The sequence below is a fragment of the Kitasatospora sp. NBC_00070 genome (assembly GCF_045041205.1).
GTDB lineage: Bacteria > Actinomycetota > Actinomycetes > Streptomycetales > Streptomycetaceae > Kitasatospora.
The window spans coordinates 4,371,255-4,397,773 of the sequence record NZ_CP108247.1; the positions used below are offsets into that span (position 1 = coordinate 4,371,255).

Here is a 26,519-nt window from a genome sequence, read left to right on the forward strand (position 1 = left end):
GCACTCTCGTCCGTGACCCCGGCGCCAGACCTCCTCGCAGTTCCCCGAGCCCCTGGACCGTAGGTGCCCGGCCGTGTGCCGAGGGATCAGGCGAGCGAAATCCGGACCGCGGTGGCGGAGGCGACGCCGAGGAGGGAGCCGGCGATGACGTCGCCCGGGTAGTGGACGCCGGTGTGGACCCGGGAGTAGGCGACGGTGGCGGCCAGCAGGCACAACGGGACGGCGGTCCTGGGGAGTTCGGCCCCCACCGCGACGGCGAAGGCGAAGGCCGAGGCGGAGTGCCCGGACGGGAAGGACGCCGAGGTGGGCATCCGCACGTGCCGGGCCTCGGGCACCAGCGCGCCCAGCCGGTCCGGCCGCTCCCGTCGGACCAGGTTCTTGCCCAGCAGGTTGGCGGCCGCCGAGGCGACCCCGATCGCGGCCACCCCGAGCAGGGCGGCCCGCCGGGCGCGCCCGCCGCGCAGGGCCAGCAGCCCGGCCAGCGCGAAGGAGATCTTCGAGTGGTTCGCGGTGTGCGAGAGCCGCCGCATCGCGCCGTCCAGGGACGGGGTCGGGGTGATCGCGATCGCGCCGTACACCGCCCGGTCCAGGGCTGCCAGGTCCAGCACGATCGGTCCGGCCGTCGGACTACGCATCTCTCGCCACTTCCTCTTCCGTTCCGGTTCGGTCATCCTCGCGCACCCGCGCCGCGATCAGTGCCCCAGGGCCAGCCTGCCGACCTGCCGCCAGTTCCGCAGCGGGGCGACCGCCGTCGCCCCGGGGCGGTCGCGCGGCACCAGCACCCGCAGCGCCCCCGGCCGGATCTCGCACCGCACCGGGGTCGGCAGGGTGAGCGCCTCGCCGTCCACGGCCACCGGGATCTCCTCGGTGTCGGCGGTCACGGTCACCTGCCGGGCCGTCAGCACGGTCAATCCCTGGGCCTGTTCCCCGCGCAGGGCCAGCTCGGCGGCCTGGGCGGCGCCGTCCACCCGCAGGCTCAGCACCCCGAGGCTGCCGCCGTCCAGCCGGGGGCGGCTGCCCGCGCCGAGCAGGTCGCCGGTCTCGTACGGGTTGTTGCTGATCAGCAGCGCCTGCGGGTCCGCCAGCCGGGTGTCGTCCGCCTGCGCGGTGAGCCGGGCGCCGAGCTTGTTGGCGAGCAGGTCGGGCAGCGCGCCGAGTGCGGTGGCGGCCTTGGCGTCCCGGTACTCCGGGCTCTGCACGATCTCCGCGTACGCGCCGAAGGAGACCGTGTTGACGAACGGCCGGTCGGCCACCGACCCGAGGTCGATGCGCAGTTCGGTGCCGTCGGTGAGGGCGTCCAGGCAGCGGGCCGGGTCGTTCCGGTCCAGGCCGAGGTCCATCGCGAAGTGGTTCCTGGTGCCGGCCGAGATCACCAGGAAGGGCAGCCGGTGCTCGGCGGCGACCGCCGCCACCAGGGCCTGGGTGCCGTCGCCGCCCGCCACGCCGAGCAGGTCGGCGCCGTCCCGGACGGCCTGCCGGGCCAGCTCGCTGACGTCCTGTCCGTCCAGCAGCAGCACCCGGGCGCCGAGCGTCTCGGCCTTCGCCACCAGGTCGAACTTCTCGACCTTGCCGCCGCCGGACTTCGGGTTCATGATCAGCACCGGCCGGGCGGGCCGGGCGGCCGGGGTCTCCCGGACGGTCCGCTCCTTGCGGTCCTGCCGCAGGGCCTCCGCCGCGGCGGTCATCGCCCCGGTCCAGAGCGCCACGGCCAGCAGGGAGGCCACGCCCATCCCGCTGTCCACCAGGAAGCCCAGCACCCAGACCGGTGCCGCCACCGCGAGCACCATGCCGAACAGCCGGGCGGGGCCCCGGTGGGCCAGTGCCCACCAGACGCCGGCGGCCGCCACCCCGAGCCCGAGCAGTCCGGCCACCATCACCCCGATCCCGCGCAGCCCGACCAGGGTCACCAGGACCAGGACCGCCGCCCCGGCACAGCCCACCGCCACCTGCGCCCATCGCTGTGCCCGCACCGCGTCCTCCACCGACCTACCCATTTCCCGGCTCCCTCCCGATCCTGCCCCAACCCCATCAGCACCACCCGCCCGCCACGACGCCGGGGTGACATCTCGTCGGTTCCCGGCGCGCCCTGAATGGGCGTGGCCTGTGGCACCGTCAGGACCGCCGGGTCCAGGATGGCCTGACAGCGGCACCGAACGGCTGCCCGTCATTTCGGGCGCCAGTCCTCCCGGTGCCCACCCGACCGATCGGAACGCGATGACCGACCAGCACAACGTCGTCCTGCTCGCCTTCGCCGACCCCGACACCTGCCGGGCCGCGCTGGAGCCCGCCAAGCACCTGCCGGGCCTGCGGCAGGCGGCGGTGCTGGAGCGTTCGACGGACGGCCTGCTGGAGATGGGCGACAGCTTCGCCCGGGGCGCGGGTGTGCCCACGGTGGGCTCCAGCGTGGTCGGCGGACTGATCGGGATGCTCGGCGGCCCGGTCGGCGCCTTCCTCGGCTTCGCGGCCGGGGCCGCCCTCGGCAACGCCGCCGAGCAGGAGCGCGGCGCCACCGGCGGCGCCGGGCTGATCGTGCTCGGTCCCAGGGTGGCGGACGGCACCGGGCTGCTGGTCCTGGACATCAAGGAGGAGTCCCCGGCGCCCGTCGCGGAGTTCGCGACCGAGCACGGCGCGACCGTGGAACGTCTCCCGGCGGAGGACTTCGCGGAGCAGGTCAGGGCCGCCGAGGAAGCCGCCGAATCCTGACCCTCCGACGGGGCGTGGGCCGGGAGGCGGCGGCGGAAAGGGCGCGAGAGCCGGGCGCACGATCCGCTAGTCTGTTACCGGTTACGCCTCATTAGCTCAGGGGATAGAGCACAGCTCTCCTAAAGCTGGTGTCGCAGGTTCGAATCCTGCATGGGGCACACCTGGCCGAGGGCCCCGGACCACCGCGTTCGGGGCCCTCGGTCGTACCCGGGGCGGACGCTGCGGTCGGTCCGGGCCCAGCCCGTGCCCAGCCCGTGCCCGCGACGAAGGATGGCAGCCGGATGAAGCTCCCGACCCCCCTGCACGTGGCCAACGAGGGCCTGGCCTTCGTCCTGGAGCTGGCGGCGCTCGCCGCGCTCGCCTGGTGGGGGTGGCAGCTGCCCGACCCCGTGCTGCTCCGGCTGCTCCTGGCGGTGGCCGCGCCCACGGCGGCGGCCGTGCTGTGGGGGTTGTACGCCGCACCGAAGGCCCGGATACGGGTGCCGTTGGCGGGGGTGCTGGTCGTGAAGGCGGTGGTCTTCGGAGCGGCGTCGGCCGCCCTGTACGGCGTGGGCCGGCCCGGGTGGGCCGTGGTGTTCGCGGGGGTGGCGGTGGCCAACACCGCCCTGGCGACGCTGGACCGGCGGGCCTGGATGCACCGGGGCGGTGACCCGGCGACCGGGGCCGGTCAGCCCGTCGGCTGAGGGTCGGCGGCGGCGGTCAACTCGACGTCGGTGGACTTCAGGAAGCCCAGGCGGTGGCCGTAGCGGACCGGGTAGTAGGTGTCCTCGCCGGTCACCACGGCCCGTACGCCGTCGACGTCGTAGAAGTTGTCGCCCCGGACCGGGGTCTCGCTGAGCAGGGTGTACCGCTGCCCGGCCGGGACGGTCAGGTTCAGCGGGACGGGGGCGTGGGTGGCGGCGTCGTACCGGACCCCCGGGTGCCCGGCGTAGGCCGCCTGCTCCGGGAAGGCCCGACCGTACAGCGGGATGCTCGCGACGCCCGGGCGCGGTGCGGCCACGAGGCCGGGCCGGGGGTCGGCGGCGGCGTTCCGGCCGTCCGGGTCGTGGAACCAGCCCTGCACGCCGTCGTACCAGATCGCGATCCAGTCGCCCCGCAGGTCGGCCACCACGTAGCTGCTGCCGGCCACCGCCTTGGCGCGGACGTCCGAGGCGGCGTTGGTGCCGCCGTTGATCAGCGGGGCCGCCTCGTCGGGGGAGGTGCGCAGCAGGACGAAGTTCTCCGGACGCGGGCCCACTTCGGCCACCGGCGGCTGGTTGCGGGCGTCGAACGGCGGGGCGACGACCACCTTGCCGCCGACCGAGGGCGAGCCGCCGGTGCCGGCGCGGATCGGTGCGCCGAGCAGGTCCAGGTAGTGCGACCAGTCCCAGAACGTGCCCGGGTCCCAGTGCATCGGGGGCGCCGAGTCGACCGGTTTGGGGATCTCGTCGTGCCCGATGACGTGCTGACGGTCCAGCGGGATGCCGTACTTCGCGGCCAGGAACCTGGTCAGCTCGGCCGAGGAGCGGTAGAGCTGCTCGGAGTACCAGGTCGGCCGTTCGCCGTCCCGGCCGAGTGCCCAACCCTCGTGCTCCACGCCGATGCTGTGCATGTTGAAGGTCCGGTTGCCGGTGTGCCAGGCGGTGTTCCCGGTGCCGACCAGCTGGGCGACCCTGCCGTTGTGGGCGCCGACCAGGTAGTGCGCGCTGGCCCCGGTGGCCGGGTCCCGGAAGGCCTCGACGGTGTCGTCGTACGACGCCTCGGTGTCGTGGACGACGATGTACTCGATCCGCTGGCCGTCGGCCGGCCGGTCGGTGGCCGCGTAGTTGGCGCCGTCGGCCCAGGCTCCCCGGCAGTTCAGGGTCGCGGGGCAGGCCAGGTCCTCGGAGGTGCCGGGACGGGAGGTCGCCGGGTGGTCGGCGGCGGGCCCGGCGTCGGCGGCCAGCCGGACGGTCTGGCCGTCCGCCGTGGTCCTGGCCGCGCCCCTGCGGACGGTCTCGAAGACCCGGTCGGCGAAGACGTTGCCGCCGGCGGCGGGTGCGGCCTGGCTGAACCGGACCACCGCGTTGTACCAGGCCGTCGGGCCGCTGCCGAGCGAACCGCCGCTCTCCCGCTGGTACTTGGCGAGCAGTGCGGCGCCGCCCCGGATGCTCTGCAGCGGGTCGGTGCGCAGCTGCGCGGCCGGGCGCCCGAGCAGCGTGGCCGCCTCCGCCAAGGTCCCCGGGGCCGAACTGCCGCCGGGCGGTTCGGCGTTCGAGCCCGACGGGTCGGCCTGGGTCAGACCCATCACGTTGTAGTCGCCGGTGGTACTCGGCTCGCCGTCGTGCGACTCCCAGCGGGTCTGCTGGTAGGCGACCGCCAGCAGCACGCCCGGCGGTACGTCGAACTCGGCGGCAGCGGAGGCGAACTGGCGCTGCCGGGCGGGCGAGCCGGGCGGCTCCGGGGCGGCCGAGGCGGCGATCGAGCACAGCGCCAGCCCGGTGCTCACCGCGACCACGGCGGCGACGAAGCGGGACGGGCGGGACCGGCCGGGACCGCTCGGGTGGCCGGCCGGCGTCCGGTCGTGCCGAGGTGCAGGGGTCAACGGAGTCAGCGGACCTTCCCGGGGCCGATCCGGGGCCGATTCGGCGACCGGTCCGGCACGTGTCGGACCTTCCGGGATTCCGGCCGTCGCTGCCCGCGCACGGAAGGCTGGGCCGACGCTAACACCCGACCGGCCGTCCACGACCGGCCGCCGGGGCGGAACGTGTCACGGGTCTGTCACAAGCCGCTCCACCGCCGGGAGCTGACGGGGCGCCGGCTCCCGGTCAGCGCCGGTGCTTGCCGCCGCCGACGGCCGGCTCCGGGTAGGGGATGCGCAGCTTGCGGGCCAGCGGGGCGACCGCCGCACCCGCACCGAGCGGACGGGCCAGCAGCAGCACCGAGACCAGCACCGCGAGCGGACCGGCCACCATCGCCGCCAGCGAGGCCGGCACGCCGCCGCCCAGCGCGGTGCCGAGCCGGCCGGTCAGCCAGTACGCGGCCAGCGCCCCCGGGGCGCAGGCCAGTGCCAGCGCCAGGTGCAGGGTGATCAGCCGCCCGCCGTCCAGGCCGCTGCGGATCCGGGCCCGGCGCCCGGCGCCGAGCTCAAGGGTGGCGTCGGCGGGCAGCGGGGCGGCCACGGCGGCCGCCTCCCGGCGCAGCCGGCGGCCGAGCGCCCGCCCGGTGATGGCCGCGCTGATCAGGACCGCGACGGTGTGGGCGCCCGCCATCCCGACGATGATCCAGCGGCTCGGCAGCACCAGGTAGGCGACCCAGGAGAGCAGCACGTTGCTGCCGGAGGTGATCGTGGTGAGCCAGAACGGGGTCCTGGCGTCGCTCATCGCGTAGAAGCCGCGGGCCAGCGCGTACTGGGCGCAGAACGCGGGCAGGCCGAGCGAGAAGGCCATCAGGATCTGGGTGACCACGTCGATGTCCGCGAACGACACGTTCCCGTGCCCGTACGCCAGCGAGGCGATCGGGCCGGCCAGCGAGAGGAAGATCGCCGAGGCGGGGACGATCATCCCGGCCGAACTCCGCAGGGTCTGCGCCAGCTCCCGGCCGACGTCCTCGAACCGGCCGGCCGTGACCGAGCGGGACATGCTCGGCAGGATCGCGGTGACCAGTGAGACCGTGATGATGCCCTGCGGGACGATGAAGAGCAGGTAGGCGTTGTTGTAGGGAACGTAGCCCAGACCCTGCTCCAGACCCTCCTGCTTCGCCAGGGTGCCCGCGCCGGTGGCCAGGTTGGTGATCAGCAGGAAGGCCACCTGGGTGACCACCACGAGCAGCAGGGCCCAGCCCGCCGCCCGCAGCGGGGTGGTCAGGCCGGAGCCGCGCCAGTCGAAGCGCGGGCGGTACCGGAAGCCGGAGGCCCGCAGCGAGGGCACCAGGGCCAGCGCCTGGACCAGGATGCCGAAGGCGCTGCCGAGCCCGAGCAGCATGGTCGCGCCGGCCGAGACGTCCTTGGCGTCGGTGGCGTGCACGCAGATCGCCAGGTAGAGGCTGAAGACCGCGATCACCACGACGTTGTTGAGCACCGGGGCCCACATCATCGCGCCGAACCTGTCCCGCGAGTTGAGCACCTGGCCGAGCAGGCCGAAGAAGCCGTAGAACAGGATGGCCGGCAGGCAGTACCTGGCCAGCGCGATGGTCAGGTCGCGCTGGACGGCGTCGCCGGGGCCGTAGGAGATGTAGCTGTCCACGATCAGCGGGGCGCAGAAGAACGCCACTGCGGTGATCGAGACCAGGGCGACGCCACAGACCGTCAGCAGCCGGTTGGTGTAGGCGACGCCACGGTCCGCGTGCTGCTGCGCGGCGCGCACCAGCTCGGGGACGAAGACGGAGTTGAGCACGCCGCCGATCAGCATGATGAAGATCGTGTTCGGCAGCATGGTGGCCACCGCGTAGCCGTCGGCGATGGCGCGGGTGCCGAGCGCGGCGGTGATCACGCCGGCCCGGACGAAGCCGAGCGCTCGCGAGGTCAGCGAGCCGAGCGCCATGATCATGCCGTTGCGGGCGGTGGAGGCCGGCTTGGCGGCCTCCGCGGGCGCGGTGGCGGGGGGTGCGGCCGGGGGCGGCGGGACCGGGGGGTACGGCAGCCGGGGGGTGGGCACCTGGTGGCCGAGCTGGACGGTGGGCTGCCCGCCGGGGGCCGGCTGGTCGTCGACTATCGGCCGCAGCGACATGGTGGGCGGGTCGCCGTACGGGCCGGCGGGCCCGTCGGTCGCGTGCGTGTTCATTCGCCCCCCATCGCTCGGTGCCTGGGCAGTGGACGTGCGGTTGCGGTGCTGCGACTGCCCGGCCCGGTCGGGTGCAGGCACACCCGGCGGCAGCAGTCTGCCTCACCACGGCACTCGGTGGGGAGATCCGTGCCGTGTGCCGGACGTCTCCCGAGCTGGCGGGAGGTGTGTGGCCGCCCGTCCCGGTCTGCCGTGAACCGGGCGGTTGATCCCGATTTTTCCGGTGTGGCGGGGGACTGAATCGGTTGAGGGGCCCCTGTCCCTTCCCTTCCGGAGTGTCGGCCGAACCGGGGTGTGACGCTTCTCACTGACCGTCAGCTCGGCGGGCGGGCGCCGTGAGCGGCTCGTCGGCGAGGTCGGGACCGGTGGTCTGTTCGAGGTCCGGCGCCGTGATCGGGCCGACGGCCAGGACGCGCTGGATCCGTGGCCTGGTCCGCCAGTCCACCCGGCGGACGTCCTGCGACAGGGCGCCCGGGCGCCAGAGTTCGACGGCCAGCGTGACGGCGCCGACCACCAGGGCGGCGGTCAGCCAGCCGGCCGGCACGTCGCTCGGCCAGTTCGCGCCGAGCGCGACCCTGGTCCAGCCGACCGCGAGCACGGCGAGCCCGGCGACGGTGCAGGCCACCGCCCGGCCGGCCCGGTTGGCCCGGGGCCAGACCAGGATCACCAGCGCGGCGCAGCTGACGGCGGAGGCGAGGGCGTGGCCGGACGGGAACGAGTACCCGTCGGCCTGGGTGGCCTGGGTGGCGAAGTGCGGACGGTCCCGGCCCATGCCCTCCTTGCCGAGCAGACCCGCCAGCCAGCCGGTGAGTATCAGGGCGCCGGCCCAGCCGCCGAGGGTGCGGGCGCCGATCGCCCAGAGCCAGACCGCGGCCAGCCCCAGCAGCGCCCGCATGATGACGGTGCTGCCGATGTCGCCGAGGGTCTGCATGGCCGCCGTCCAGATGGTGTGCCGGACCGCGTAGCCGTGCAGCAGGTTCACCGCCCCCCGGTCGAACCGGACCAGCGGGCTCCAGTGCGACGCCACCAGGGCCGCCAGACCGCCGAGCAGCACGGCCGAACCGAGCGCCAGGGCCGAGCAGATCAGCAGGCGCTGCCGTCGGCGGGCGGCGGCGGAGGCCGACCCGGGAGCGGCGCGGGTGCCGTCGATGGGCGGGTACATGGCAGACACCTTCCCAGGGCGAGCGGTGGATCCGGCCCCGGACCGATCGCGATTTGGCATCTTTTGTGGGGAGAAGCTGCGGATGCCCGTCGTTGTTCGTTGACGGAGTGCGGGGCGCCGACCGGCCACTCCGGGTCGCCGATGGCTCACCGAGCGTTCATGATCGCGGGTGAAAAGTCGCAGGATACTGCATCCGGAGAAGAAACTGGGTGAGTTGGGAATCTTGTCCGAATTCTGTGCGTTGGATCGTTACGTGTGAGCCTCCGGGAGGCCCGCACCTCTTTGCCCCGGCTGACACCTGGCGGGGCGAGATCCGAAGACCGGCACCAGCAGCAAGGGAGCAAGCATGGCCACTCGTGCCGTCGTTCGCGACAGGGCCGACCGGACTCGCGCGGCCCGCCCGAACAACCTTGAGGCCGACCGCGACCTCGTCGGTATGTACCTCGACGAGATCGCCAGGACGCCGCTGCTCGACGCCGCCGAGGAGGTCGAGCTCTCGCTGCGGATCGAGGCCGGGGTCTACGCCCAGCACCTGCTGGACCAGGGCACGCTGCCCAAGGGCGCGAAGCGGGAGGAGCTGGAGGCGATAGCCGAGGACGCCGAGCGCGCCAAGGACGTCTTCATCAGGTCGAACCTCCGGCTGGTGGTGGCGGTGGCCCGGCGTTACCCGCGCAGCGGTCTCCCGCTGCTCGACCTGATCCAGGAGGGCAATGCCGGTCTGGTCCGGGCGGTCGAGAAGTTCGACTACGCGAAGGGGTTCAAGTTCTCCACCTACGCGACCTGGTGGATCCGGCAGGCGATCACCCGGTCGATAGCCGACCAGTCCCGCACCATCCGGCTGCCCGTCCACCTGGTGGAGGAGCTAGGCCGGATCCGGCGGGTGCAGCGTGAGAAGGCGAAGGAGCTGGGCCGCGAGCCCGACCCGGCCGAGGTGGCCGCCGAGCTGGACACCACGGAGCAGCGCGTCAAGGACGTGCTCGACTGGGCCCGCGACCCGGTCAGTCTGAACATGGCGGTGGACGACGCGGGCGAGACCCAGTTCGGTGACCTGGTCGAGGACACCGGCGCCGTCTCGCCGGAGGACGCCGTGATGGTCATGCTCCGCAGGGAGGAACTGGACGACCTGATCGGCCGGCTGGACGACCGCACCGCCTCGATCATCCGGTCCAGGTACGGGATGGAGGACGGCCGTGAGCGCACGCTCACCGAGGTGGGCAAGCAGCACGGGCTGACCAGGGAGCGGATCCGGCAGATCGAGAAGCACGCGCTGGCTGAGCTCAAGAAGATCGCCGACCACGCGGGCTTCGAAGCCGCCTGAGCCCGGCTCGACACCGACGGACCTGGTCGGGGCTTCTGCCCCGACCAGGTCCGTCGCCGTGGCGGCCTAGGCTGGAGGGGATCGGTCGCGGACGTGAGAGGGAGTGGGTGCGGTGCCGGAGCAGCAGCCCGAGCAGCGGGAGCCGGAGCAGCCGGGGCAGGATGCCGGGCCGAAGCCGAAGCTGGTCTTCGACGACCCCTTCGACCGGCAGACCAGTGACGACACCGATCAGGGCTGGGGCGGTGCGGGGGAGAGCACGGGGCGCGGGATCGACTGGTACCGGAGTCAGCGGCCGCCGCACCACGGGGGGTAGCGGGACGGCGGCCGGGTGCGGGGCGAGCGGGGGTGGGTCAGCGGGAGCGGGTCAGCGCTGGCGGACCAGGGCGTCGCGGATCTCGGTGAGCAGTTGGACCTCCTTGGCCTCCGCCTCGGCGGCCGCGTCGGCCGGGGTCTTGTACTTGGCCATCAGGCGCTTGGTCGGGACGATCAGGATGAAGTACACCACCGCAGCGGTGATCACGAAGCTGAGCACGGCGCTGAGCACCGAGCCCCACAGGATGAAGATGCCGGAGGTGACCTTCCCGGCGGCGTCCACCGCGCAGGGGCCCTTCAGGCAGGACGAGTAGGCGGCCAGGTCCTTGGTGCCGAACACCCCGACCAGCGGGTTGATGACTCCGTCGACGAAGGCGTTGATGACGCTGGTGAAGGCCGCGCCGATGACGACGGCGACGGCGAGATCGATGACATTGCCGCGGAGCAGGAATTCCTTGAAGCCCTTCATGCCGCGCTGAACGATGCCGGGCCAGATCGGTCACGGGTGAACTTCCCGGCGCGGAGTTGACGCCCCGTCGACTACGAGGGCGGAGCCGTGCCGGGGCAGCGAGGCGCGACGGCGGCCTCGGTGGTCACCGTGGGGGACGAGGCCGGGGGTGCCGAGCCGGGCCGGAGCGGGCCCGCGGCGAGGGCGGTGGCCGCGGCGAGCAGACTGGTGGCGAGCAGGCCCGGGCGGTGTCGGACGGCCCGCTGGAGCCGATGCCGGCCACCGGCGCCGCGGCGGATCGGTGGGAAGACCGGGACCGCCTGGCGGGGCGGCACCGACGAGGCCGCCTGGGGCACCGTGGCGCGGGTGTGCAGGGTGTGCAGCGTGGTCATGGGGCACCGCCTCCGATCGGGGCGCGTCGTCGGGGAACGACGCGGGATCAGCGTGCGGGCCGGCCGTGCCCGGTGGTGCGACCGGGCGCAACCCTGTGGACAACCGGGGGCTGTGGACGACGCAGGTCACCCACAGGGCTGTGGAAAAGCCGGATGGCCCGGCCCCGCACCGAGGTGCGGGGCCGGGCCATCCGGAACAGCTGTGGTCAGCTGGTCGACGCCGGGGCGGACGACGACGAGCTGGTCGAGGCCGCCGGAGCAGGCGTCGAGGCGGCCGGGGCCGAGGACGTCGACGAGGTCGAGGAGCTCACCGAGCTGCTCGACGACGAGCGGCTGTCGGTGCGGTAGAAGCCGGAGCCCTTGAAGACCACACCCACCGCGGAGAAGACCTTGCGAAGCCGTCCCTGGCACTCGGGGCACGTGGTCAGCGCGTCGTCGCTGAACTTCTGCACCGCCTCCAGGCCGGTCCCGCACTCGGTGCACTGGTACTGGTACGTGGGCACTTGTCTTCCTCCTGCACTTCCCCCTGGCACTCTCGCCTGATGAGTGCTAACGATCCTCAATGATGCGGCATTCCGGGTAATCAGTCCAGCGCCGCAGGTGTGAGAACGGACGCCTGCCCGCTGCCGAGCGTCCCGCCCCGGGCCACGGTACGGCTCGGGGTGCTCGGCGGGACCAGCAGCCGACGCAGCGTCAGCAGGGCGACCAGGCCGAGTCCGGAGCCCACCACCGGCACCAGGAACCCGCCGGAGGCGCCGTGCCGGTCGATCAGCACGCCGGCCACCGTGGAGCCCGTCGCCAGGCCCAGGCCGATGGCGCCGGTGAGCCAGGTGAAGGCCTCGGTCTTGGCGCCGTCCGCGACCAGGGTCTCGACCAGGGTGTAGCCGGTGATCAGGGTCGGGGCGATGGCCAGGCCGCAGAACAGCGCGGCGACCGCCAGCGCGGTCAGGTTGGGCATCGCCCACAGGGTGGAGCAGCCGAGCACCAGCAGGGCGTAGCAGCCGAGCATCCGCTGCCGGGCGGAGTGCCGCCAGGCGATCAGCCCGTACAGCACGCCGGCCAGCATCGAGCCGCCGGCGAAGACGCCGTAGACGATGCCGTTCATCCCCTCCTGACCGGTGCTCCGGGCGAAGGCGGTGATCGAGACCTGCATCGCCCCGAAGATGGTGCCGACGCCGAGGAAGGAGCCCGCCAGCAGCCGGACGCCGGGGGAGGCGAGGGCCGAGGCGCGCTTGACCCCGGCGGTGCCGGGGTGCCGGGCGGGTGCGGTGGAGCGCTGGGCCGCGAAGGCCAGACCGCCGGCCACGGTGAGGGCGGCCTCGGCGATCAGGCCGACCGAGGGGTTGAGGGTGGTCGCGACGGTGCCGGCCAGCACCGGGCCGATCACGAAGGTGAACTCGTCGGTGACCGACTCGAAGGCGAAGGCCGTGTTCAGCGTGGCCGGGGAGTCGGAGAGCCGGGAGACCCAGCGGGCCCGGACCATCGCGCCGATCTGCGGCACGCTCGCCCCGGCGGGCGCGGCGGCCAGGAACAGCGCCCAGACCGGTGCCTGGCCGACGGCCAGCGCGATCAGCGCGCCGACCGAGAGCGCGTGCACCACGATGCTCGGCAGCAGCACGGCGGACTGCCCGTACCGGTCGGCCAGCCGGCCGGTCTGCGGGCCGATCAGGGCCTGGGCGACGGCGGAGACCGCCGCGACCAGACCGGCCGTGCCGTAGGAGCCATGGGTGTCCAGCACCAGCAGCACGATGCCCAGACTGAGCATCGCGTAGGGGAGCCGGGCCGCGAAGGCGGGTGCCAGGAAGGTCCAGGCACCGGGGGTGCGGAGCAGCGCTCCGTACCCGACGCGGGTGGGGTTGTCGACCGTTCGGCGGGCCGTCACGGTGGGTTTCCTTCTGCTGCCTGGTAGCGCGGAAGGGGTTGGGAGACCCCGACGGCGCCGAGAGTCGTCCTCTCGCGCGTCGACCGGGGTGATACCGGGTCCGGCTGGCCGTCTCGGAAGCGGGGCCAGGGGGCAGGAACTGCTGCGGACCGCGGCCGCCGAGCGGTCGCGCCAACTCTGCTTCAGGCAGATGTTGCGGATGTGTCAGTTGATACCAAAGCTTTATCCGTCATCCTACGGGTCGAACGGGCGACTCGCCCAGCGAACCGAAGGTGAACGTCGCGCAAAACACACGGACTACCGCCCGCGCAGCCATCCCGCCAGCTTTCCGCCCTGGTCGACCGCGCGCAGCCGGCGCTCGGCCGCCTCGCTGACCTCCTCGGTGGTGACCACCAGCAACTCGTCCAGCGGTCGGAGCACGGTGGTGCGGTCGGGGACGAAGCTGCTGCCGTCGCGCACCACCAGGGTGACGGCGGCGCCGGCCGGCAGCCGGAGCTCGCTGACCTCGACGCCCGCCATCCGGGAGTCGGCCGACAGCGAGACCGAGAGCAGCTGGCCGTGCAGGCGCTCCAGTGGGGCGGACTCGATCCCGAGGTCGTGGCCGAGCGATCCCTCGGAGATCCGCAGCCACCTGGCGACCAGCGGCAGGGTGGGGCCCTGGAGCAGCGTGAACACCACCACCAGGATGAAGACGATGTTGAACACCTCGCGGGCCAGCGGCGCCTGCGCGACCAGCGGGATGGTGGCCAGCACGATGGGCACCGCGCCGCGCAGCCCGGCCCAGCTGAGCAGGGCCTGCTCGCGCCAGGGCAGCCGGAACGGCGTCATCGACAGCAGTACCGAGGCGGGCCGGGCGAGGAAGACCAGCACGGTGCCGATCACCAGGGCGGGGACGATCGCGCTGCCCATGCTGGCGGGCGTGCAGAGCAGGCCGAGCACCACGAACATGCCGATCTGCCCGATCCAGGCCAGCCCGTCCGCGAAGCCGCGCACCGCCGGGCCGTGCGGGAGCTTGGAGTTGCCGAGCACCAGGGAGGCGACGTAGACCGCGAGGAAGCCGGAGCCGTGCAGCAGCGCGCCGCCCGCGTACGCGCCGACCGCCAGCGACATCACCGCGATCGGGTACAGACCGGAGGAGGGCAGTGCCATGTGCCGGACGGCGTACGCGCCGAGCTTGCCGACCGCCAGGCCGACCGCCGCACCGATCGCCAGCTCGGCGATGATCGTGCCGACCAGCACGTACCAGGAGTCCAGCGGTCCGCTGGTGGCGAAGGCCAGCACCAGGATCACCACGGGGGCGTCGTTGAAGCCGGACTCGGCCTCCAGCAGGCCGGTCAGCCGGGACGGCAGCGGGACGGTGCGCAGCACCGAGAAGACCGCCGCCGCGTCGGTGGAGGAGACGATCGCGCCGAGCAGCAGCGAGGTGCGCCAGTCGAAGTCGGCCAGGTAGTGCGCCCCGGCCGCGGTGACCGCGACGCTGACCGCGACGCCCACGGTGGCCAGCGCGGTGGCGGCCGGCATCACGGGTTTGATGGACCGCCAACTGGTCTTCAGGCCACCCTCGGTGAGGATCACCACCAGCGCCGTGTAGCCCAGCACCTGGGTCAGCGCGGCGTTGTCGAACTCGATGCCGAGACCGTTCTGGCCCAGGGCGACGCCGATGCCGAGGTAGATCAGCAGGCTGGGGAGGCCGGAGCGGGTCGAGATGCGCACCGCGACCACCGCGATCAGCAGGACCACGGCGGCTTCGAGCAGAAAGCGGTTCAGGTCGTCGACAGTCACGCAGTGGCACCTCGGGAGAGTGAGGGGGGCGGGCTGATGGGGCGTCTGAAGGCAGCATCCACCCGGGGACCTGACGGTCCGTCGGCCGGAATCGTTACCGAGTCTAACATTTTACCTGTTCTTTTACATCCGGCCGACCAGCTTCCGCTCAGCTTGGCCCGGTAGGGTCCACCTGACCCGACGTGGGCGCCCCCGGGTGCGGCCCCCTCGGCCGGTGCGCCCTAATGTGGTGGTCTGTCACGGCCGCCCGTCTCCCAGCCAAGGACTCAACCAGATGCCCCGCTCGAAGAGGTTCCGGCGCGCTCGTCTGTTCGTGCTCGTGCTGGTCGTGGTGTTGATCGCGGGTACGGCGGGCGCCGGGTTCTTCGCCGTGCAGACCGTCCGGTCCTCCTTCCCGGTGGTCGAGGGCAGCGTCAAGGTGGCCGGGATGACCGCGCCGGTGGACGTGAAGCGGGACGGCAACGGGATCCCGCAGCTCTACGCCGACAGCTCCGAGGACCTGTTCCGGGCCCAGGGGTACGTCCAGGCGCAGGACCGGTTCTGGGAGATGGACGTCCGACGGCACGTCACCGCCGGGCGGTTGTCCGAGATGTTCGGCTCCGGCCAGGTCGAGACCGACTCCTTCCTGCGCACCATGGGCTGGCGCCGGGTGGCCCAGGAGGAGTACGACAGCAAGCTCTCCGACGACACCAAGAAGTACCTGAAGGCGTACAGCGAGGGTGTGAATGCCTGGCTGGCCGAGCACCCCGGCGGCAGCTCGGCCTCGCTCGAGTACTCCCTGCTCGGCGCGGTGAACGGCGACTACAAGCCGGAGCAGTGGGACCCGGTGGACTCGGTCTCCTGGCTCAAGGCGATGGCCTGGAACCTCTCCGGCAACATGCAGGAGGAGATCGACCGCTCGCTGCTGGCCCAGGACTTCAGCCCGGAGAAGATCGACCAGCTCTACCCGGCCTACCCGTACGACCGCAACGGCACCATCGTGAAGACCGGCAAGGTCGGCGCCGACGGCGCCTACCAGCCGGCCGACGGGACCGCCGCACCGAGCACCGGGGCGGGCACCACCCAGAGCCGGGCCGGCAGCGAGGCGCTGCTCAAGGACGTCGCGGACCGGATGGCCACGCTGCCGCAGCTGCTGGGCCGCCCCGGTCAGGGCATCGGCTCCAACTCCTGGGTGGTCGGCGGGCAGTTCACCACCACCGGCAAGCCGCTGATGGCCAACGACCCGCACCTCGGCCCGTCGATCCCGTCGGTCTGGTACCAGATGGGCCTGCACTGCCGCAGCGTCGGCCCGGCCTGCCAGTTCGACACCGCGGGCTACACCTTCGCCGGGACGCCGGGCGTGGTGATCGGCCACAACCAGAACATCTCCTGGGGCTTCACCAACCTGGGCGCTGACGTGACCGACCTCTACCTGGAGAAGGTCACCAGCCCGGAGACCTACCTGGTGGACGGCCGGCAGAAGAACTTCGAGACCCGCAAGGAGACCATCAAGGTGGCCGGCGGTGAGGACCGCACCATCGTGGTGCGCACCACCGACCGGGGCCCGCTGATCTCCGACAAGAGCACCGAGCAGCAGAACGTCGGCAAGTACGCCCCCGCCGACAACGCCCCGGACCGGGCGGCCGGTTACGGCGTCGCCCTGCAGTGGACGGCGCTGATCCCGGGGAAGACCATGGACGCGGTCTTCAAGCTGGACCGGGCCGCCGACTGGGACGCTTTCCGGGCCGCCGCCGCCGACTTCGCGGTCCCCGCGCAGAACCTGATCTATGCCGACACCAAGAACAACATCGGCTACCAGGCCCCCGGCATGATCCCGCAGCGCACCAAGGGCGACGGCCGCTACCCCGCGCCGGGCTGGGACTCCTCGTACGGCTGGAAGGCCGAGCCGATCCCGTTCAAGTCGCTGCCGTACAGCTTCAACCCCTCGGCCGGGTACATCGTCACCGCCAACCAGGCCGTGGTGGACCAGAAGTACGGCTTCCTGCTGACCAAGGACTGGGAGTACGGCACCCGGGCCAAGGAGATCACCGACCAGATCACCGACCGCCTGAAGAACGGCGGCAAGATCTCCCCCGACGACATGCGGGTCATGCAGCTGGACAACACCAGCGTGATGGCCAAGACCCTGGTGCCGCTGCTGCTCAAGGTCCGGATCGACGACCCGTACGTCCGGGAGGCCCAGGACCTGCTGAAGGACTGGAACTTCCACCAGGACGCCGACTCGGCCGCCGCCGCCTACTACAACGCGGTCTGGCGCCAGCTGCTCACGCTCGCCTTCGGGCAGAAGTTCCCGGCCGGGCTGCGGGTCGAGGGCGACTGCCTGCTGGTCCGTCAGAAGCGCGACTCCACGCTGCCGGACGACGACCTCAACCCGGCGCCGCCGGTCACCGTCTGCGGCACCCGCGACCCGGGGCAGGCCCAGCCGGACGGCGGGGACCGCTGGACCGAGGTGGTGCGCACCCTGCTCGACCAGCCGGACAGCCCCTGGTGGGAGTACAAGGACGGCAACCACCAGACCCAGAAGGGTCTGGGGAAGCTGCTCGCCGAGTCGCTCAAGAACGCCCGGCAGGAGCTGACCGCCAAGCTCACCAAGGACATCTCGACCTGGACCTGGGGCCGGCTGCACACCCTGACGCTCACCGAGCAGACCCTCGGCAAGGACGACTCCTCGATCGCCTCCGGGCTGGTGCACCGGCTGCTGAACCGGGGCCCGTACCAGCTCTCCGGCGGCACCGCGGCGGTCAACGCGGCGGGCTGGAACGCGGCGGCCGGCTACCAGGTGGACTGGGTGCCTTCGATGCGGATGGTGGTCGACCTGAGCAACTTCGACGCCTCGCACTGGATCAACGTGGGCGGCGCCTCCGGGCACGCCTTCCACGACAACTACAACGACCAGACCGCGCTCTGGCTGAAGGGCGACCTGCTGCCCTGGGCCTGGTCGGCGGAGGCGGTCGAGCAGGCCACCAAGCACAAGCTGGTGCTCACCAGCGGGTAGGGCCTCTCCTCCGGGTCACCGGCTCAGCCGGTGCACGCCGGACGGGGTGACCGCGGCGTGCACCGGCAGGTCGTGCGGCTCGGCCGGCACGGTGTCCAGCAGTTCGGTGTCGTACAGCAGGGTGGCCAGCAGCGGTTCGGCCCGACGGCGGGTCAGCCGGGCCAGCACCCGGTCGTAGGAGCCGCCGCCGCGGCCCAGCCGGATGCCCAGGCGGTCCACCGCGAGGCCGGGCAGCAGGACCAGGGCGGCCTCGCAGACCGCGTCCGGGCCGAGCCGGGGGCCGGTCGGCTCCAGCAGCCCACGGGCGGCCGGGGCGAGCGACTCCGGGCCCCGGTACTCGGCCCAGTCCAGGTCGTTGTCGGCCAGCAGCACGGGCAGCAGCACCCGGACCCCGCCCGCCCGGAGTGCGTCCAGCAGCGGCCGGGTGCCGGGCTCGGCGCCGACCGAGACGTACGCCGCGACGGTCTGGCCCGCCCGCGCGAGCGACCCGGCGTGCGTGGCCAGCCGGGCGGCCGCGTGCTCCCGCCGTTCGGGGGACAGTTCACGCCGTTCCGCGAGGAGGCGTGACCTCAGACCGGCTTTGTCGTTGTGCACTGGATACTCCTTGGTCCCGCTCCGGCCGGGTGGCCCGCCCGCACTCCTCGGCGAGCGGCGGCTGCCCGGTGCACAGAGCCTGACATGCGGAAGGCACCGGATGTCCACCCCGTTCCTGGTCCAGGCGCTGGCCGTGCTGAGCGCCCCGGCGCTGGGCGCCGTCGTCCTGACGGGTGTTCGGCTGCGCCGACGCGCCACCGACGCCGAGACCCGGGAGGCCGCGCTCCGGCTCAGGGTCGACGAGCTGACCGCCGAGCGGGACGTGCTCCAGCGCACCGCCTCCTGCGACCCGCTCACCGGGGTGTGGAACTACCGGCACCTCCAGCTCACCCTGGACCGCGAGGTGGAGCGGGCCCGCCGGGTCGACCCGGGCGCCGTGCCACGGCCGTTGGCGCTGCTGATGGTGGAGATCGCGGGCTTCGAGGCGGTGGTCGCCGAGCACGGCCGGGCCCGGGGCAACGCGATACTGCGCGACCTCGCGCAGCGGCTGAGCGTGGAGATCCGGCGTTCGGACACCCTGGGCCGGTACGGCGGCGAGGAGTTCCTGGTGGTGCTGCCCGACACCGGCCTGGACGGCGCGGTGCAGGTGGCCGAGCGGCTCTGCTGGACGGTCCGCAGACACCAACTGCTCGACTGGTCCCCGGCCGGGGCCGAACCCGGCCGGGTGTCCGGGCGGAACGGCCTGACCGCGTCGGTCGGGATCGCCGTGCTGCCGGAGGACGGTGCGCATGCCGCCCTGCTGCTGCGCGCCGCCGACCGCGCGCTCGGTGCGGCGCGCGCCGGGGGCGGTGACTGCTGGCGCGGGGCGGCCGAGTTGACCGGCTCCGAGGCGTCCGAGGGAGGTCCGGTGGTGGCCGTGGCGGAGGCGGTGGAAAACCCCGGTAATCTGTCGCCCGGTGCCGAAGAGGTCTCCCTCACCTCCGCCGGGACCGCCCACTCGACGGCCGCCGTGGCTGCTGGACACGACACGGGCCCCTGACCAGCTGTTCGGTTTCATCGCTGGTTAACCCTGCTATCAGCCCGGTGGAACCCCGCCTCAGTAAGGTCTGAAGCATGACGACGAAGACTCGCCTCCCTGTCACCAAGGCCGTGGTGCCTGCCGCCGGGCTGGGGACCCGGTTTCTCCCCGCGACCAAGGCCACCCCGAAGGAGATGCTGCCGGTCGTCGACAAGCCCGCGATCCAGTACGTCGTCGAGGAGGCCTCCGCGGCCGGCCTCTCCGACATACTGATGGTCACCGGCCGCAACAAGCGCGCTCTCGAGGACCACTTCGACCGGGCCTACGAGCTGGAGGAGCTGCTCGCTCGTAAGGGTGACAAGGACAAGCTCCGCCGGGTCCAGGAGTCGGTGCAGCTGGCCAACATGCACTACGTCCGGCAGGGCGACCCGAAGGGCCTCGGCCACGCGGTCTCGGTCGCCGAACAGCACGTCGCGGGCCAGCCGTTCGCGGTCCTGCTCGGTGACGACCTGATCGACCCGCGCGACCCGCTGCTGTCCCGGATGATCGAGGTCCAGCAGGAGCTCGGCGGCTCGGTGGTGGCGCTGATGGAGGTCGAGCCGGAGCAGATCCACCTGTACGGCTGCGCCGCGGTCAAGCCGAACGGCTTCGGCGAGGACGTGTTCCGGGTCACCGACCTGGTGGAGAAGCCGGACACCGCCGAAGCCCCGTCCAACTACGCGGTGATCGGCCGTTACATCCTCGACCCGGCCGTCTTCGACGTGCTGCGCGACACCCCGCCCGGCCGGGGCGGCGAGATCCAGCTGACCGACGCGCTGCGCGAGTTGGCGACCCGGGACGAGACCGGCGGCGGCCCGGTGCACGGCGTGCTCTTCAAGGGCCGCCGGTACGACACCGGCGACCGGGCGGACTACCTTCGCGCTATCGTCCGTCTGGCGTGCGAACGTGATGACCTGGGCCCGGACTTCCGCTCCTGGCTCAAGGAGTTCGTCGCCACGGAGATGCAGAGCTGACCAGAAGGCGAGTGTGGGCGATGACCGGGACGACTTCGGATTCCTGCTGCGAAGAGACCCCGGCGCCGCCGCGCATGTGGAGCGTGGACGAGCATCTGGCGGACGTCCTGTCAGATGTCGTCCCGCTCCCGGCGATCGAGCTCCAGCTGCTCGACGCCCAGGGCTGCCGGCTGGCCGAGGACGTCGACTCCGAGGTCGACCTGCCGCCCTTCGACAACAGCTCGATGGACGGCTACGCGGTCCGCACCGCCGACACCGCCGGGGCCACCGGGCCGTACCCCTCGGTGCTCACCGTGGTCGGCGAGATCGCGGCCGGTGCGGCCGAACTCCCCAAGGTGGGCCCCGGGCAGGCCGCCCGGATCATGACCGGTGCGCCGATGCCGCCCGGTGCCGAGGCGGTCGCCCCGGTCGAGTGGACCGACGGCGGCACCGGCACCGGTGAGGCCGCCGACGCGATGACCGCCGCGCCCGCGGGCGGTGCCGAGGAGGTCCGGGTGCTCCGCCCGGTCGCCGAGGGCGCGCACATCCGCCGCCGGGGCAGCGACCTGTCGGCGAGGGAGCGGGTGCTGGAGGCGGGCGCGCTGCTCGGCCCCACCCAGCTCGGCCTGCTGGCCGCGATCGGCCGGGCCACCGTCCGGGTCCGCCCCCGTCCCCGGGTGGTGGTGCTCTCCACCGGCAGCGAGCTGGTGCAGCCCGGCGAGCCGGTGGGCCCCGGCCAGATCTCCGACTCCAACAGCTTCACCCTGACCGCCGCCGCCCAGGACGCCGGGGCGATCGCCTACCGGGTCGGCGGCGTGCCGGACGACGCGGCGGTGCTCCGCGCGGTGCTGGAGGACCAGCTCGGCCGGGCCGACCTGATCGTCACCAGCGGCGGGGTCAGCGTCGGCGCGTACGACGTGGTCAAGGAGGTCTTCGCCGAGTACGGCGAGATGGACTTCCGCAGGCTGCGGATGCAGCCCGGCAAGCCGCAGGGCTTCGGCCGGATCCAGGGCACCCCGCTGCTCGCCCTGCCGGGCAACCCGGTCAGCTCTTACATCTCCTTCGAGCTGTTCGTCCGCCCGGTGATCCGCACCATGATGGGCGCCCCCGACGTCCACCGGCCGGTGGTCGGCGCGGTCTGCACCGGCGAGCTGCGCTCGCCGGCCGGGCGGCGGCAGTACCTGCGGGGCTGGTACGCGGACGGCGAGGTGGCGCCGGTCGGCGGCGAGGGCTCGCACCTGGTGGGCGCGCTGGCCCGGGCCAACTGCCTGATCGTGGTGCCCGAGGAGGAGACCTCGGTGGCGGCCGGACGCACCGTCGATGTGGTCCTTCTCACGGGCTGACCGGGGCGGGGTTGTACGGTAGCGCGGTACTTGACCCGTGCCACCGTGGAGTCCCCTTGTCCGAAACACCGCGTCTCACCCACGTCGACGAGACCGGCGCCGCCCGGATGGTCGACGTCTCCGAGAAGGCCACCACCGTCCGGACGGCCGTCGCCGCCGGCCGGGTCCGGGTGGCCCCCCGGGTGATCGAGCTGCTGCGCGGCGAGGGCGTCCCCAAGGGCGACGCCCTCGCGGTGGCCAGGATCGCCGGGATCATGGGGGCCAAGAAGACCCCGGAGCTGATCCCGCTCTGCCACCCGATCGCGATCTCCGGCGTCACCGTCGAGCTCACGGTGGCCGACGACGCGGTGGAGATCACCGCCACCGTGCGGACCGCCGACCGGACCGGCGTCGAGATGGAGGCGCTGACCGCCGTCGCGGTGGCCGGGCTGACCGTGATCGACATGGTCAAGGCCGTCGACAAGGGCGCCACCATCGAACACGTCCGGGTGCTCAGCAAGACCGGCGGCAAGAGCGGCGACTGGACGGCCTCGTCATGAGGGCGCTCGCCGTCACCGTCTCCAACCGGGCCTCGGCCGGGGTCTACGAGGACCGGGGCGGCCCGCTGGTCGCCGAGGGCCTGCGGGCGATGGGCTTCGCCGTGGACGGGCCGCAGGTGGTCCCGGACGGCGAGCCGGTGGAGGCCGCCCTGCGGGCCGCGGTGGCCGCCGGGTACGACGCGGTGGTCACCACCGGCGGCACCGGCATCTCGCCGATGGACCTCACCCCGGAGATGACCGCCCGGGTGATCGACCGTCAGATCCCCGGCATCGCCGAGGCGATCCGGGCGTACGGCCGGGAGAAGGTGCCCACCTCGGCGCTGTCCCGGGGCCTGGCCGGGCTGGCCGGCCGGACCCTGATCGTCAACCTGCCGGGCTCCACCGGCGGGGTCAGGGACGGGCTGGCCGTGCTGGCCCCGCTGCTGCCGCACGCCGTGGACCAGCTCGGCGGCGGCGACCACCCGCGGCCCGCCGGCTCGGGCGGGCCCGCCGGGACCGACCAGGGGGGTGCGTCCTGAACGCCTCCTGGCAGGTCGAACTCCTGGACGGGGACGTCGCGTTGCGCCCGATCCGGGTCCGTGACCAACGCTCCTGGCAGGAGGTCAGCCAGCGCAACCGGGACTGGCTGCGCCGCTGGGAGGCCACCGTCCCGCCCGCCGGCTCCGGCCGGGCCGGGGTGCCCCGGCCGACCTTCCGGCAGATGGCCCGCTACCTCCGGCACGAGGCGGCGGCGGGCCGGATGGTGCCGTTCGTGGTGCTGCACCGGGGCCGCCTGGTCGGACAGCTGACGGTCGGCGGGATGACCTGGGGCTCGATGTGCTCGGCCAACATCGGGTACTGGGTGGACGAGTCGGTGGCCGGGCGGGGCATCATGCCGACCGCCGTCGCCCTCGCGGTGGACCACTGCTTCGGCACGCTCGGCCTGCACCGGCTGGAGGTCTGCATTCGGCCGGAGAACTGGCCGAGCCGGCGGGTGGCCGAAAAGCTCGGCTTCCGCGAGGAGGGAATGCGGCCGCGTTATCTGCACATCGACGGCGACTGGCGGGACCATCTGGTGTACGCGCTGACCGCCGAGGAGGTGCCGGAGGGCATGCTGGCCCGCTGGCGGTCGGTCAGGTCCCAGGGCCGGGACGGTAATTGAATACATGTTCGAAATAGATATCGATATGGCATCGCTGCCCGGCCGAGTGGTCACAAATACCGGCAAAATAGTCGGAGAATCAGCTTGATCACACGACACGCCGCGCCAAATTGCTGCCGGGCCTTCCCCCGCGCCCGTACCGTGTGAAACATGCGCAGTAGCGGCCTTATCTACGCGGTCATCGTAGGGGCCTGGGCTGCCTATCTGGTGCCGATGTGGCTCCGCAGGCAGGACGAGCTCAACGAGGCGCGTCCGACGGAACGCTTCAGTACCGCGATCCGCCTGCTGGCCGGACGGTCGGCCATGGAGCGGCGGGCGGCCCGGGAACCTGGCGACGACGAGACCAGTCCTGAGTCGGACTCCGCCCCGGCGGCGGAGGCCGACCCCCGAAGCGCGGCCCCGGCCGAGCCGAGCCCCGAACCGGCCACCCACGCCCTCCCCGCCCCGCCCTCCGCCGTGGCGGCCGCCGCGCGGGGCTCGGTCGAGCGCCGGGCCCGGCTGCTGGCCCGCCGGCGCCGGATGGTCACCGCGCTCTTCCTGGCCTTCGCCGCCGGTGCGGTGGCCGCGGCGGTGTTCGGAGTGGCCTTCCTCTGGGTGCCCGCGCTGCCCGGCCTGCTGCTCACCCTCTACATCGGCCACCTGCGCCGGCTGGAGCGCCAGCGGTACGAGGTCAAGCTCGACCGCACCCGGGCCGCCCGGGACGCGGAGCGGCTGCGCGACCGCGAACGCACCCGGGCCGCCGCGCCCCGCCAGGCCGACCGGCCCCGGCAGGCCGACCGCCCTCGACCGGCGGAGCGTCCCCAGTCGACGGAGCGTCAGCAGCCCGCCCGGACGTCCGGTGCCCCCTCGGCCCCGGCCCCCGCACCCGTCGCCGCCCCCGCCGAGGGGCGGCCGCACCTGCGGCTGGCCACCACCGAGTCCGCCCTGGTCGAGGCGACCGACCACGAGGAGTGGGTCGACGGCATGCGCGAGCGCGCCGCGGCCGGCCCCGACTCCTGGGAGCCCGTCCCGGTCCCCCTCCCCACCTACGTCACCGCCCCGGTGGCCCCCCGCTCCACCCGCGGCCTCGACCCCCGCTCCACCTGGGACGCCGGCCGCGGCACCGAGTCCCGCAACACCCAGCTCTTCGACCAGTACGCCGAACCGACCCCCGGGGCCGAGGAGGACTACCCCTCCCGCCCGCGCGCCGCGAACGAGTAGCGCCAGGTGAGGGGTGGTCACGAGCTCCCGCGAAGAGGTGCTAGAGTTTCTTCTCGTTGGGGCTGTGGCGCAGTCCGGTAGCGCACCTCGTTCGCATCGAGGGGGTCAGGGGTTCGAATCCCCTCAGCTCCACCAACAGGGTCCCGTCCGATCGGAAGATCGGGCGGGACCTTTGCGTTGCCCCGGTCGGCGGTCACTTGTTCGGGGTTCTTGATGTGCACCGGGCGAACTCCCGCTACGGTCTCTCCACACTCCTCATTGGATGTTGACGGACTGTCGGAGGAATCGCCTTGAGCTCTCGTACCCGTCGTTGCGCCGGCGCCGCGCTGGCGGTGGCCGCGTTGACCACGCCGTTGGTGTTGGCCGGTGCCGCCGGGGCGGCCGCGCACGGCCGTGGACCGGACCCGGCCGGGAGGGGCGCCCGGTTGGCGGCCGAGCTGGTCGAGCAGAGCCGGGGGAAGGACGCCTGGAGCACGCTGGAGCGGCTGCAGCGGATCGCCGACCGGAACGGCGGTACCCGGGTGGCCGGTTCGGAGGGACACGCCCAGTCGGCCGAGTACGTGGCGGCCAAGGCCAGGGAGGCCGGGCTGAAGGTCTCCCGGCAGGAGTTCGACTACGTCTTCAACGAGACCCTGGCCGAGCGGCTGGCGGTGGTCTCGCCGCAGGCCGGGCAGGTCGCGGTGGCCGCGATGACCTACTCGGCCAGCGGCCCGGCCGGTGGGCTGGTGGCCCAGCTCGCGGTGGTGCCCGGTGGCGCCACCGCCGGCTGCGCGGCGACCGACTACCCGGCGGGTGCGGTGACCGGGCGGATCGCGCTGATCGTGCGCGGCGGGTGCGGCTTCGCGGTCAAGCAGACCGCGGCCGCGGCGGCCGGTGCGGTCGGCGTGCTGATCTACAACAACACGGAGGGCCCGCTGGCCGGGACCCTCGGCGACCCGACGGTGGCCAAGGTGCCGACCGGCGGCCTGTCCCAGGCGGACGGGCTGGCGCTGACGGCCAAGGCGGCGGCCGGACCGGTCACCCTCGACCTGGACATCAGGACCCGGGTGGAGACCCGGAAGACCTGGAACGTGCTGGCCGAGACCCGGGGCGGGGACGAGAACAACACCGTGATGGTCGGTGCCCACCTGGACTCGGTGCTGGCCGGTCCCGGCATCAACGACAACGGCTCGGGTTCGGCGGGCATCCTGGAGGTGGCCCGCAGCCTGTCGGCCCGTCCGGTGGCGAACAAGGTCAGGTTCGCCTGGTGGTCGGCGGAGGAGTTCGGGCTGGTCGGCTCGAAGACGTACGTCGCGGCGCTCCCGGCGGCCGAGCAGAAGAAGATCAAGCTGTACCTGAACTTCGACATGATCGCCTCGCCCAACTCGGCCCAGTTCGTCTACGACGGCGACGACTCCGACCGGGTCGGCTCCGGCCCGGGCCCGGAGGGCTCGGCACAGATCGAGCGGCTGCTCAACGGCTACCTGGACGGGCGGCGGAAGCCGCACGAGGGCGCCGACTTCACCGGCCGCTCGGACTACGGCCCGTTCATCGCGGCGGGCATCCCGGCCGGGGGCTCGGCCACCGGGGCCGAGGGCATCAAGTCCGAGGCCCAGGCGGCGAAGTACGGCGGCACGGCGGGGGTGGCCTTCGACAAGTGCTACCACCAGGCCTGCGACACACTGGCCAACTTCGACCACCGGGCCTTCGACCTGAACATCGACGTGATCGCCAACGCGGTCGGCACCTACGCCTGGGACCTCTCCTCGCTGTCCCGGCCGGTCACCCCGGAGCACACCTCCGGCGGTTCGGCGGGCGGCGGGCTGCACGACGACCACGAGGTCGCGGAGTAGCGGATTAACCGCTGGACCGTCGGATCCGGCGCCGGGTAGTGTCCCGCCCGATGGCGCACCCGGCGCCAGGTCCGCCTCGGGCGGAGGAAGGAGGCCCTGCGATGTACACCCACATCCTCGCGGCGCTTCCTTCCCGCACGGCTCGTTAGGGCCCCACCGCACGGAAGCGCCTCCCGACTGTCCTCGG

24 protein-coding genes and 2 tRNA genes are annotated in these 26,519 nt (G+C 73.1%); 15 read left to right on the forward strand and 11 right to left on the reverse strand.

Features of this window, described 5'->3' with window-relative positions:
* Positions 1-86 precede the first annotated feature (86 nt).
* The gene (locus OHV05_RS20235; RefSeq protein ID WP_405018929.1) at positions 87-635 is read right to left on the reverse strand and encodes a phosphatase PAP2 family protein; all 549 of its coding nucleotides are present in this window, start codon (positions 633-635) and stop codon (positions 87-89) included.
* A 57-nt stretch (positions 636-692) separates the two neighbouring features.
* Positions 693-1,994, reverse strand: a complete 1,302-nt coding sequence (locus OHV05_RS20240; RefSeq protein ID WP_405018930.1) for a diacylglycerol/lipid kinase family protein — start codon at positions 1,992-1,994, stop codon at positions 693-695.
* A gap of 220 nt (positions 1,995-2,214) precedes the next feature.
* On the opposite strand from OHV05_RS20240, the gene OHV05_RS20245 reads away from it, so the two are divergent.
* The 3 genes from OHV05_RS20245 (at position 2,215) to OHV05_RS20255 (ending at position 3,386) form a co-directional block, all read left to right on the forward strand.
* Positions 2,215-2,703, forward strand: a complete 489-nt coding sequence (locus OHV05_RS20245; RefSeq protein WP_405018931.1) for a hypothetical protein — start codon at positions 2,215-2,217, stop codon at positions 2,701-2,703.
* Between the two features lie 85 nt (positions 2,704-2,788).
* Positions 2,789-2,861: transfer RNA gene (locus OHV05_RS20250), tRNA-Arg, on the forward strand.
* Between the two features lie 123 nt (positions 2,862-2,984).
* Complete coding sequence (locus OHV05_RS20255; protein ID WP_405018932.1) at positions 2,985-3,386, forward strand: YrdB family protein; 402 nt, start codon at positions 2,985-2,987, stop codon at positions 3,384-3,386.
* Here the strand turns inward: OHV05_RS20255 and OHV05_RS20260 are convergent.
* From OHV05_RS20260 to OHV05_RS20270, 3 genes are all read right to left on the reverse strand, one after another.
* Positions 3,371-5,266: an N-acetylmuramoyl-L-alanine amidase gene (locus OHV05_RS20260; protein WP_405018933.1), complete on the reverse strand. Its 1,896-nt coding sequence runs from the start codon at positions 5,264-5,266 to the stop codon at positions 3,371-3,373. The genes OHV05_RS20255 and OHV05_RS20260 overlap by 16 nt on opposite strands.
* A gap of 223 nt (positions 5,267-5,489) precedes the next feature.
* A complete protein-coding gene (gene murJ, locus OHV05_RS20265; protein WP_405018934.1) occupies positions 5,490-7,442 on the reverse strand; it encodes a murein biosynthesis integral membrane protein MurJ in 1,953 nt (650 codons plus the stop codon).
* A gap of 304 nt (positions 7,443-7,746) precedes the next feature.
* Complete coding sequence (locus tag OHV05_RS20270) at positions 7,747-8,604, reverse strand: phosphatase PAP2 family protein (RefSeq protein WP_405018935.1); 858 nt, start codon at positions 8,602-8,604, stop codon at positions 7,747-7,749.
* 346 nt (positions 8,605-8,950) lie between these two features.
* Here OHV05_RS20270 and OHV05_RS20275 point away from each other — a divergent pair, with 346 nt between their 5' ends.
* On the forward strand, positions 8,951-9,922 hold the full coding sequence (locus tag OHV05_RS20275; protein WP_405018936.1) for a sigma-70 family RNA polymerase sigma factor: 972 nt from the start codon (positions 8,951-8,953) through the stop codon (positions 9,920-9,922).
* A gap of 112 nt (positions 9,923-10,034) precedes the next feature.
* Complete coding sequence (locus tag OHV05_RS20280) at positions 10,035-10,235, forward strand: hypothetical protein (protein WP_405018937.1); 201 nt, start codon at positions 10,035-10,037, stop codon at positions 10,233-10,235.
* Positions 10,236-10,286: 51 nt separating this feature from the next.
* Here the strand turns inward: OHV05_RS20280 and mscL are convergent, their stop codons facing one another.
* The 5 genes from mscL to OHV05_RS20305 all read right to left on the reverse strand — a co-directional run bounded on the left by mscL (position 10,287) and on the right by OHV05_RS20305 (position 14,738).
* Positions 10,287-10,703 (reverse strand): large conductance mechanosensitive channel protein MscL, encoded by a 417-nt coding sequence (gene mscL, locus OHV05_RS20285; RefSeq protein WP_403044441.1) that lies wholly within the window; start codon positions 10,701-10,703, stop codon positions 10,287-10,289.
* A gap of 71 nt (positions 10,704-10,774) precedes the next feature.
* Entirely contained in the window at positions 10,775-11,074 is a 300-nt protein-coding gene (locus OHV05_RS20290; RefSeq protein WP_405018938.1) for a hypothetical protein, read from the reverse strand.
* A gap of 206 nt (positions 11,075-11,280) precedes the next feature.
* Positions 11,281-11,577, reverse strand: a complete 297-nt coding sequence (locus OHV05_RS20295) for an FmdB family zinc ribbon protein (RefSeq protein WP_405018939.1) — start codon at positions 11,575-11,577, stop codon at positions 11,281-11,283.
* A gap of 80 nt (positions 11,578-11,657) precedes the next feature.
* On the reverse strand, positions 11,658-12,956 hold the full coding sequence (locus OHV05_RS20300; RefSeq protein WP_405018940.1) for an MFS transporter: 1,299 nt from the start codon (positions 12,954-12,956) through the stop codon (positions 11,658-11,660).
* A 297-nt stretch (positions 12,957-13,253) separates the two neighbouring features.
* Complete coding sequence (locus OHV05_RS20305; RefSeq protein ID WP_405018941.1) at positions 13,254-14,738, reverse strand: potassium/proton antiporter; 1,485 nt, start codon at positions 14,736-14,738, stop codon at positions 13,254-13,256.
* A gap of 274 nt (positions 14,739-15,012) precedes the next feature.
* On the opposite strand from OHV05_RS20305, the gene OHV05_RS20310 reads away from it, so the two are divergent.
* Positions 15,013-17,733, forward strand: coding sequence for a penicillin acylase family protein (locus OHV05_RS20310; protein ID WP_405018942.1), 2,721 nt, complete (start codon positions 15,013-15,015; stop codon positions 17,731-17,733).
* A gap of 15 nt (positions 17,734-17,748) precedes the next feature.
* On the opposite strand, the gene OHV05_RS20315 is transcribed toward OHV05_RS20310, so the two are convergent.
* The gene (locus tag OHV05_RS20315; protein WP_405018943.1) at positions 17,749-18,327 is read right to left on the reverse strand and encodes a 5-formyltetrahydrofolate cyclo-ligase; all 579 of its coding nucleotides are present in this window, start codon (positions 18,325-18,327) and stop codon (positions 17,749-17,751) included.
* A gap of 100 nt (positions 18,328-18,427) precedes the next feature.
* On the opposite strand from OHV05_RS20315, the gene OHV05_RS20320 reads away from it, so the two are divergent.
* From OHV05_RS20320 to OHV05_RS20360, 9 genes are all read left to right on the forward strand, one after another.
* Positions 18,428-19,306: a GGDEF domain-containing protein gene (locus tag OHV05_RS20320; protein WP_405018944.1), complete on the forward strand. Its 879-nt coding sequence runs from the start codon at positions 18,428-18,430 to the stop codon at positions 19,304-19,306.
* A 74-nt stretch (positions 19,307-19,380) separates the two neighbouring features.
* The gene (galU, locus tag OHV05_RS20325; RefSeq protein ID WP_403044418.1) at positions 19,381-20,298 is read left to right on the forward strand and encodes a UTP--glucose-1-phosphate uridylyltransferase GalU; all 918 of its coding nucleotides are present in this window, start codon (positions 19,381-19,383) and stop codon (positions 20,296-20,298) included.
* Positions 20,299-20,318: 20 nt separating this feature from the next.
* A complete protein-coding gene (gene glp, locus OHV05_RS20330; RefSeq protein WP_405018945.1) occupies positions 20,319-21,620 on the forward strand; it encodes a gephyrin-like molybdotransferase Glp in 1,302 nt (433 codons plus the stop codon).
* Between the two features lie 107 nt (positions 21,621-21,727).
* Entirely contained in the window at positions 21,728-22,159 is a 432-nt protein-coding gene (moaC, locus tag OHV05_RS20335) for a cyclic pyranopterin monophosphate synthase MoaC (protein ID WP_403044475.1), read from the forward strand.
* A complete protein-coding gene (locus tag OHV05_RS20340) occupies positions 22,156-22,677 on the forward strand; it encodes a molybdenum cofactor biosynthesis protein B (protein WP_405018946.1) in 522 nt (173 codons plus the stop codon). Before moaC ends, OHV05_RS20340 begins: the two co-directional genes overlap by 4 nt.
* A gap of 41 nt (positions 22,678-22,718) precedes the next feature.
* Complete coding sequence (locus OHV05_RS20345) at positions 22,719-23,300, forward strand: GNAT family N-acetyltransferase (protein ID WP_403044410.1); 582 nt, start codon at positions 22,719-22,721, stop codon at positions 23,298-23,300.
* Positions 23,301-23,450: 150 nt separating this feature from the next.
* Positions 23,451-24,500, forward strand: coding sequence for a hypothetical protein (locus OHV05_RS20350; RefSeq protein ID WP_405018947.1), 1,050 nt, complete (start codon positions 23,451-23,453; stop codon positions 24,498-24,500).
* Between the two features lie 58 nt (positions 24,501-24,558).
* A tRNA-Ala gene (locus OHV05_RS20355) sits at positions 24,559-24,635 on the forward strand.
* 155 nt (positions 24,636-24,790) lie between these two features.
* Complete coding sequence (locus tag OHV05_RS20360; protein WP_405018948.1) at positions 24,791-26,332, forward strand: M28 family peptidase; 1,542 nt, start codon at positions 24,791-24,793, stop codon at positions 26,330-26,332.
* Positions 26,333-26,519 lie beyond the last annotated feature (187 nt).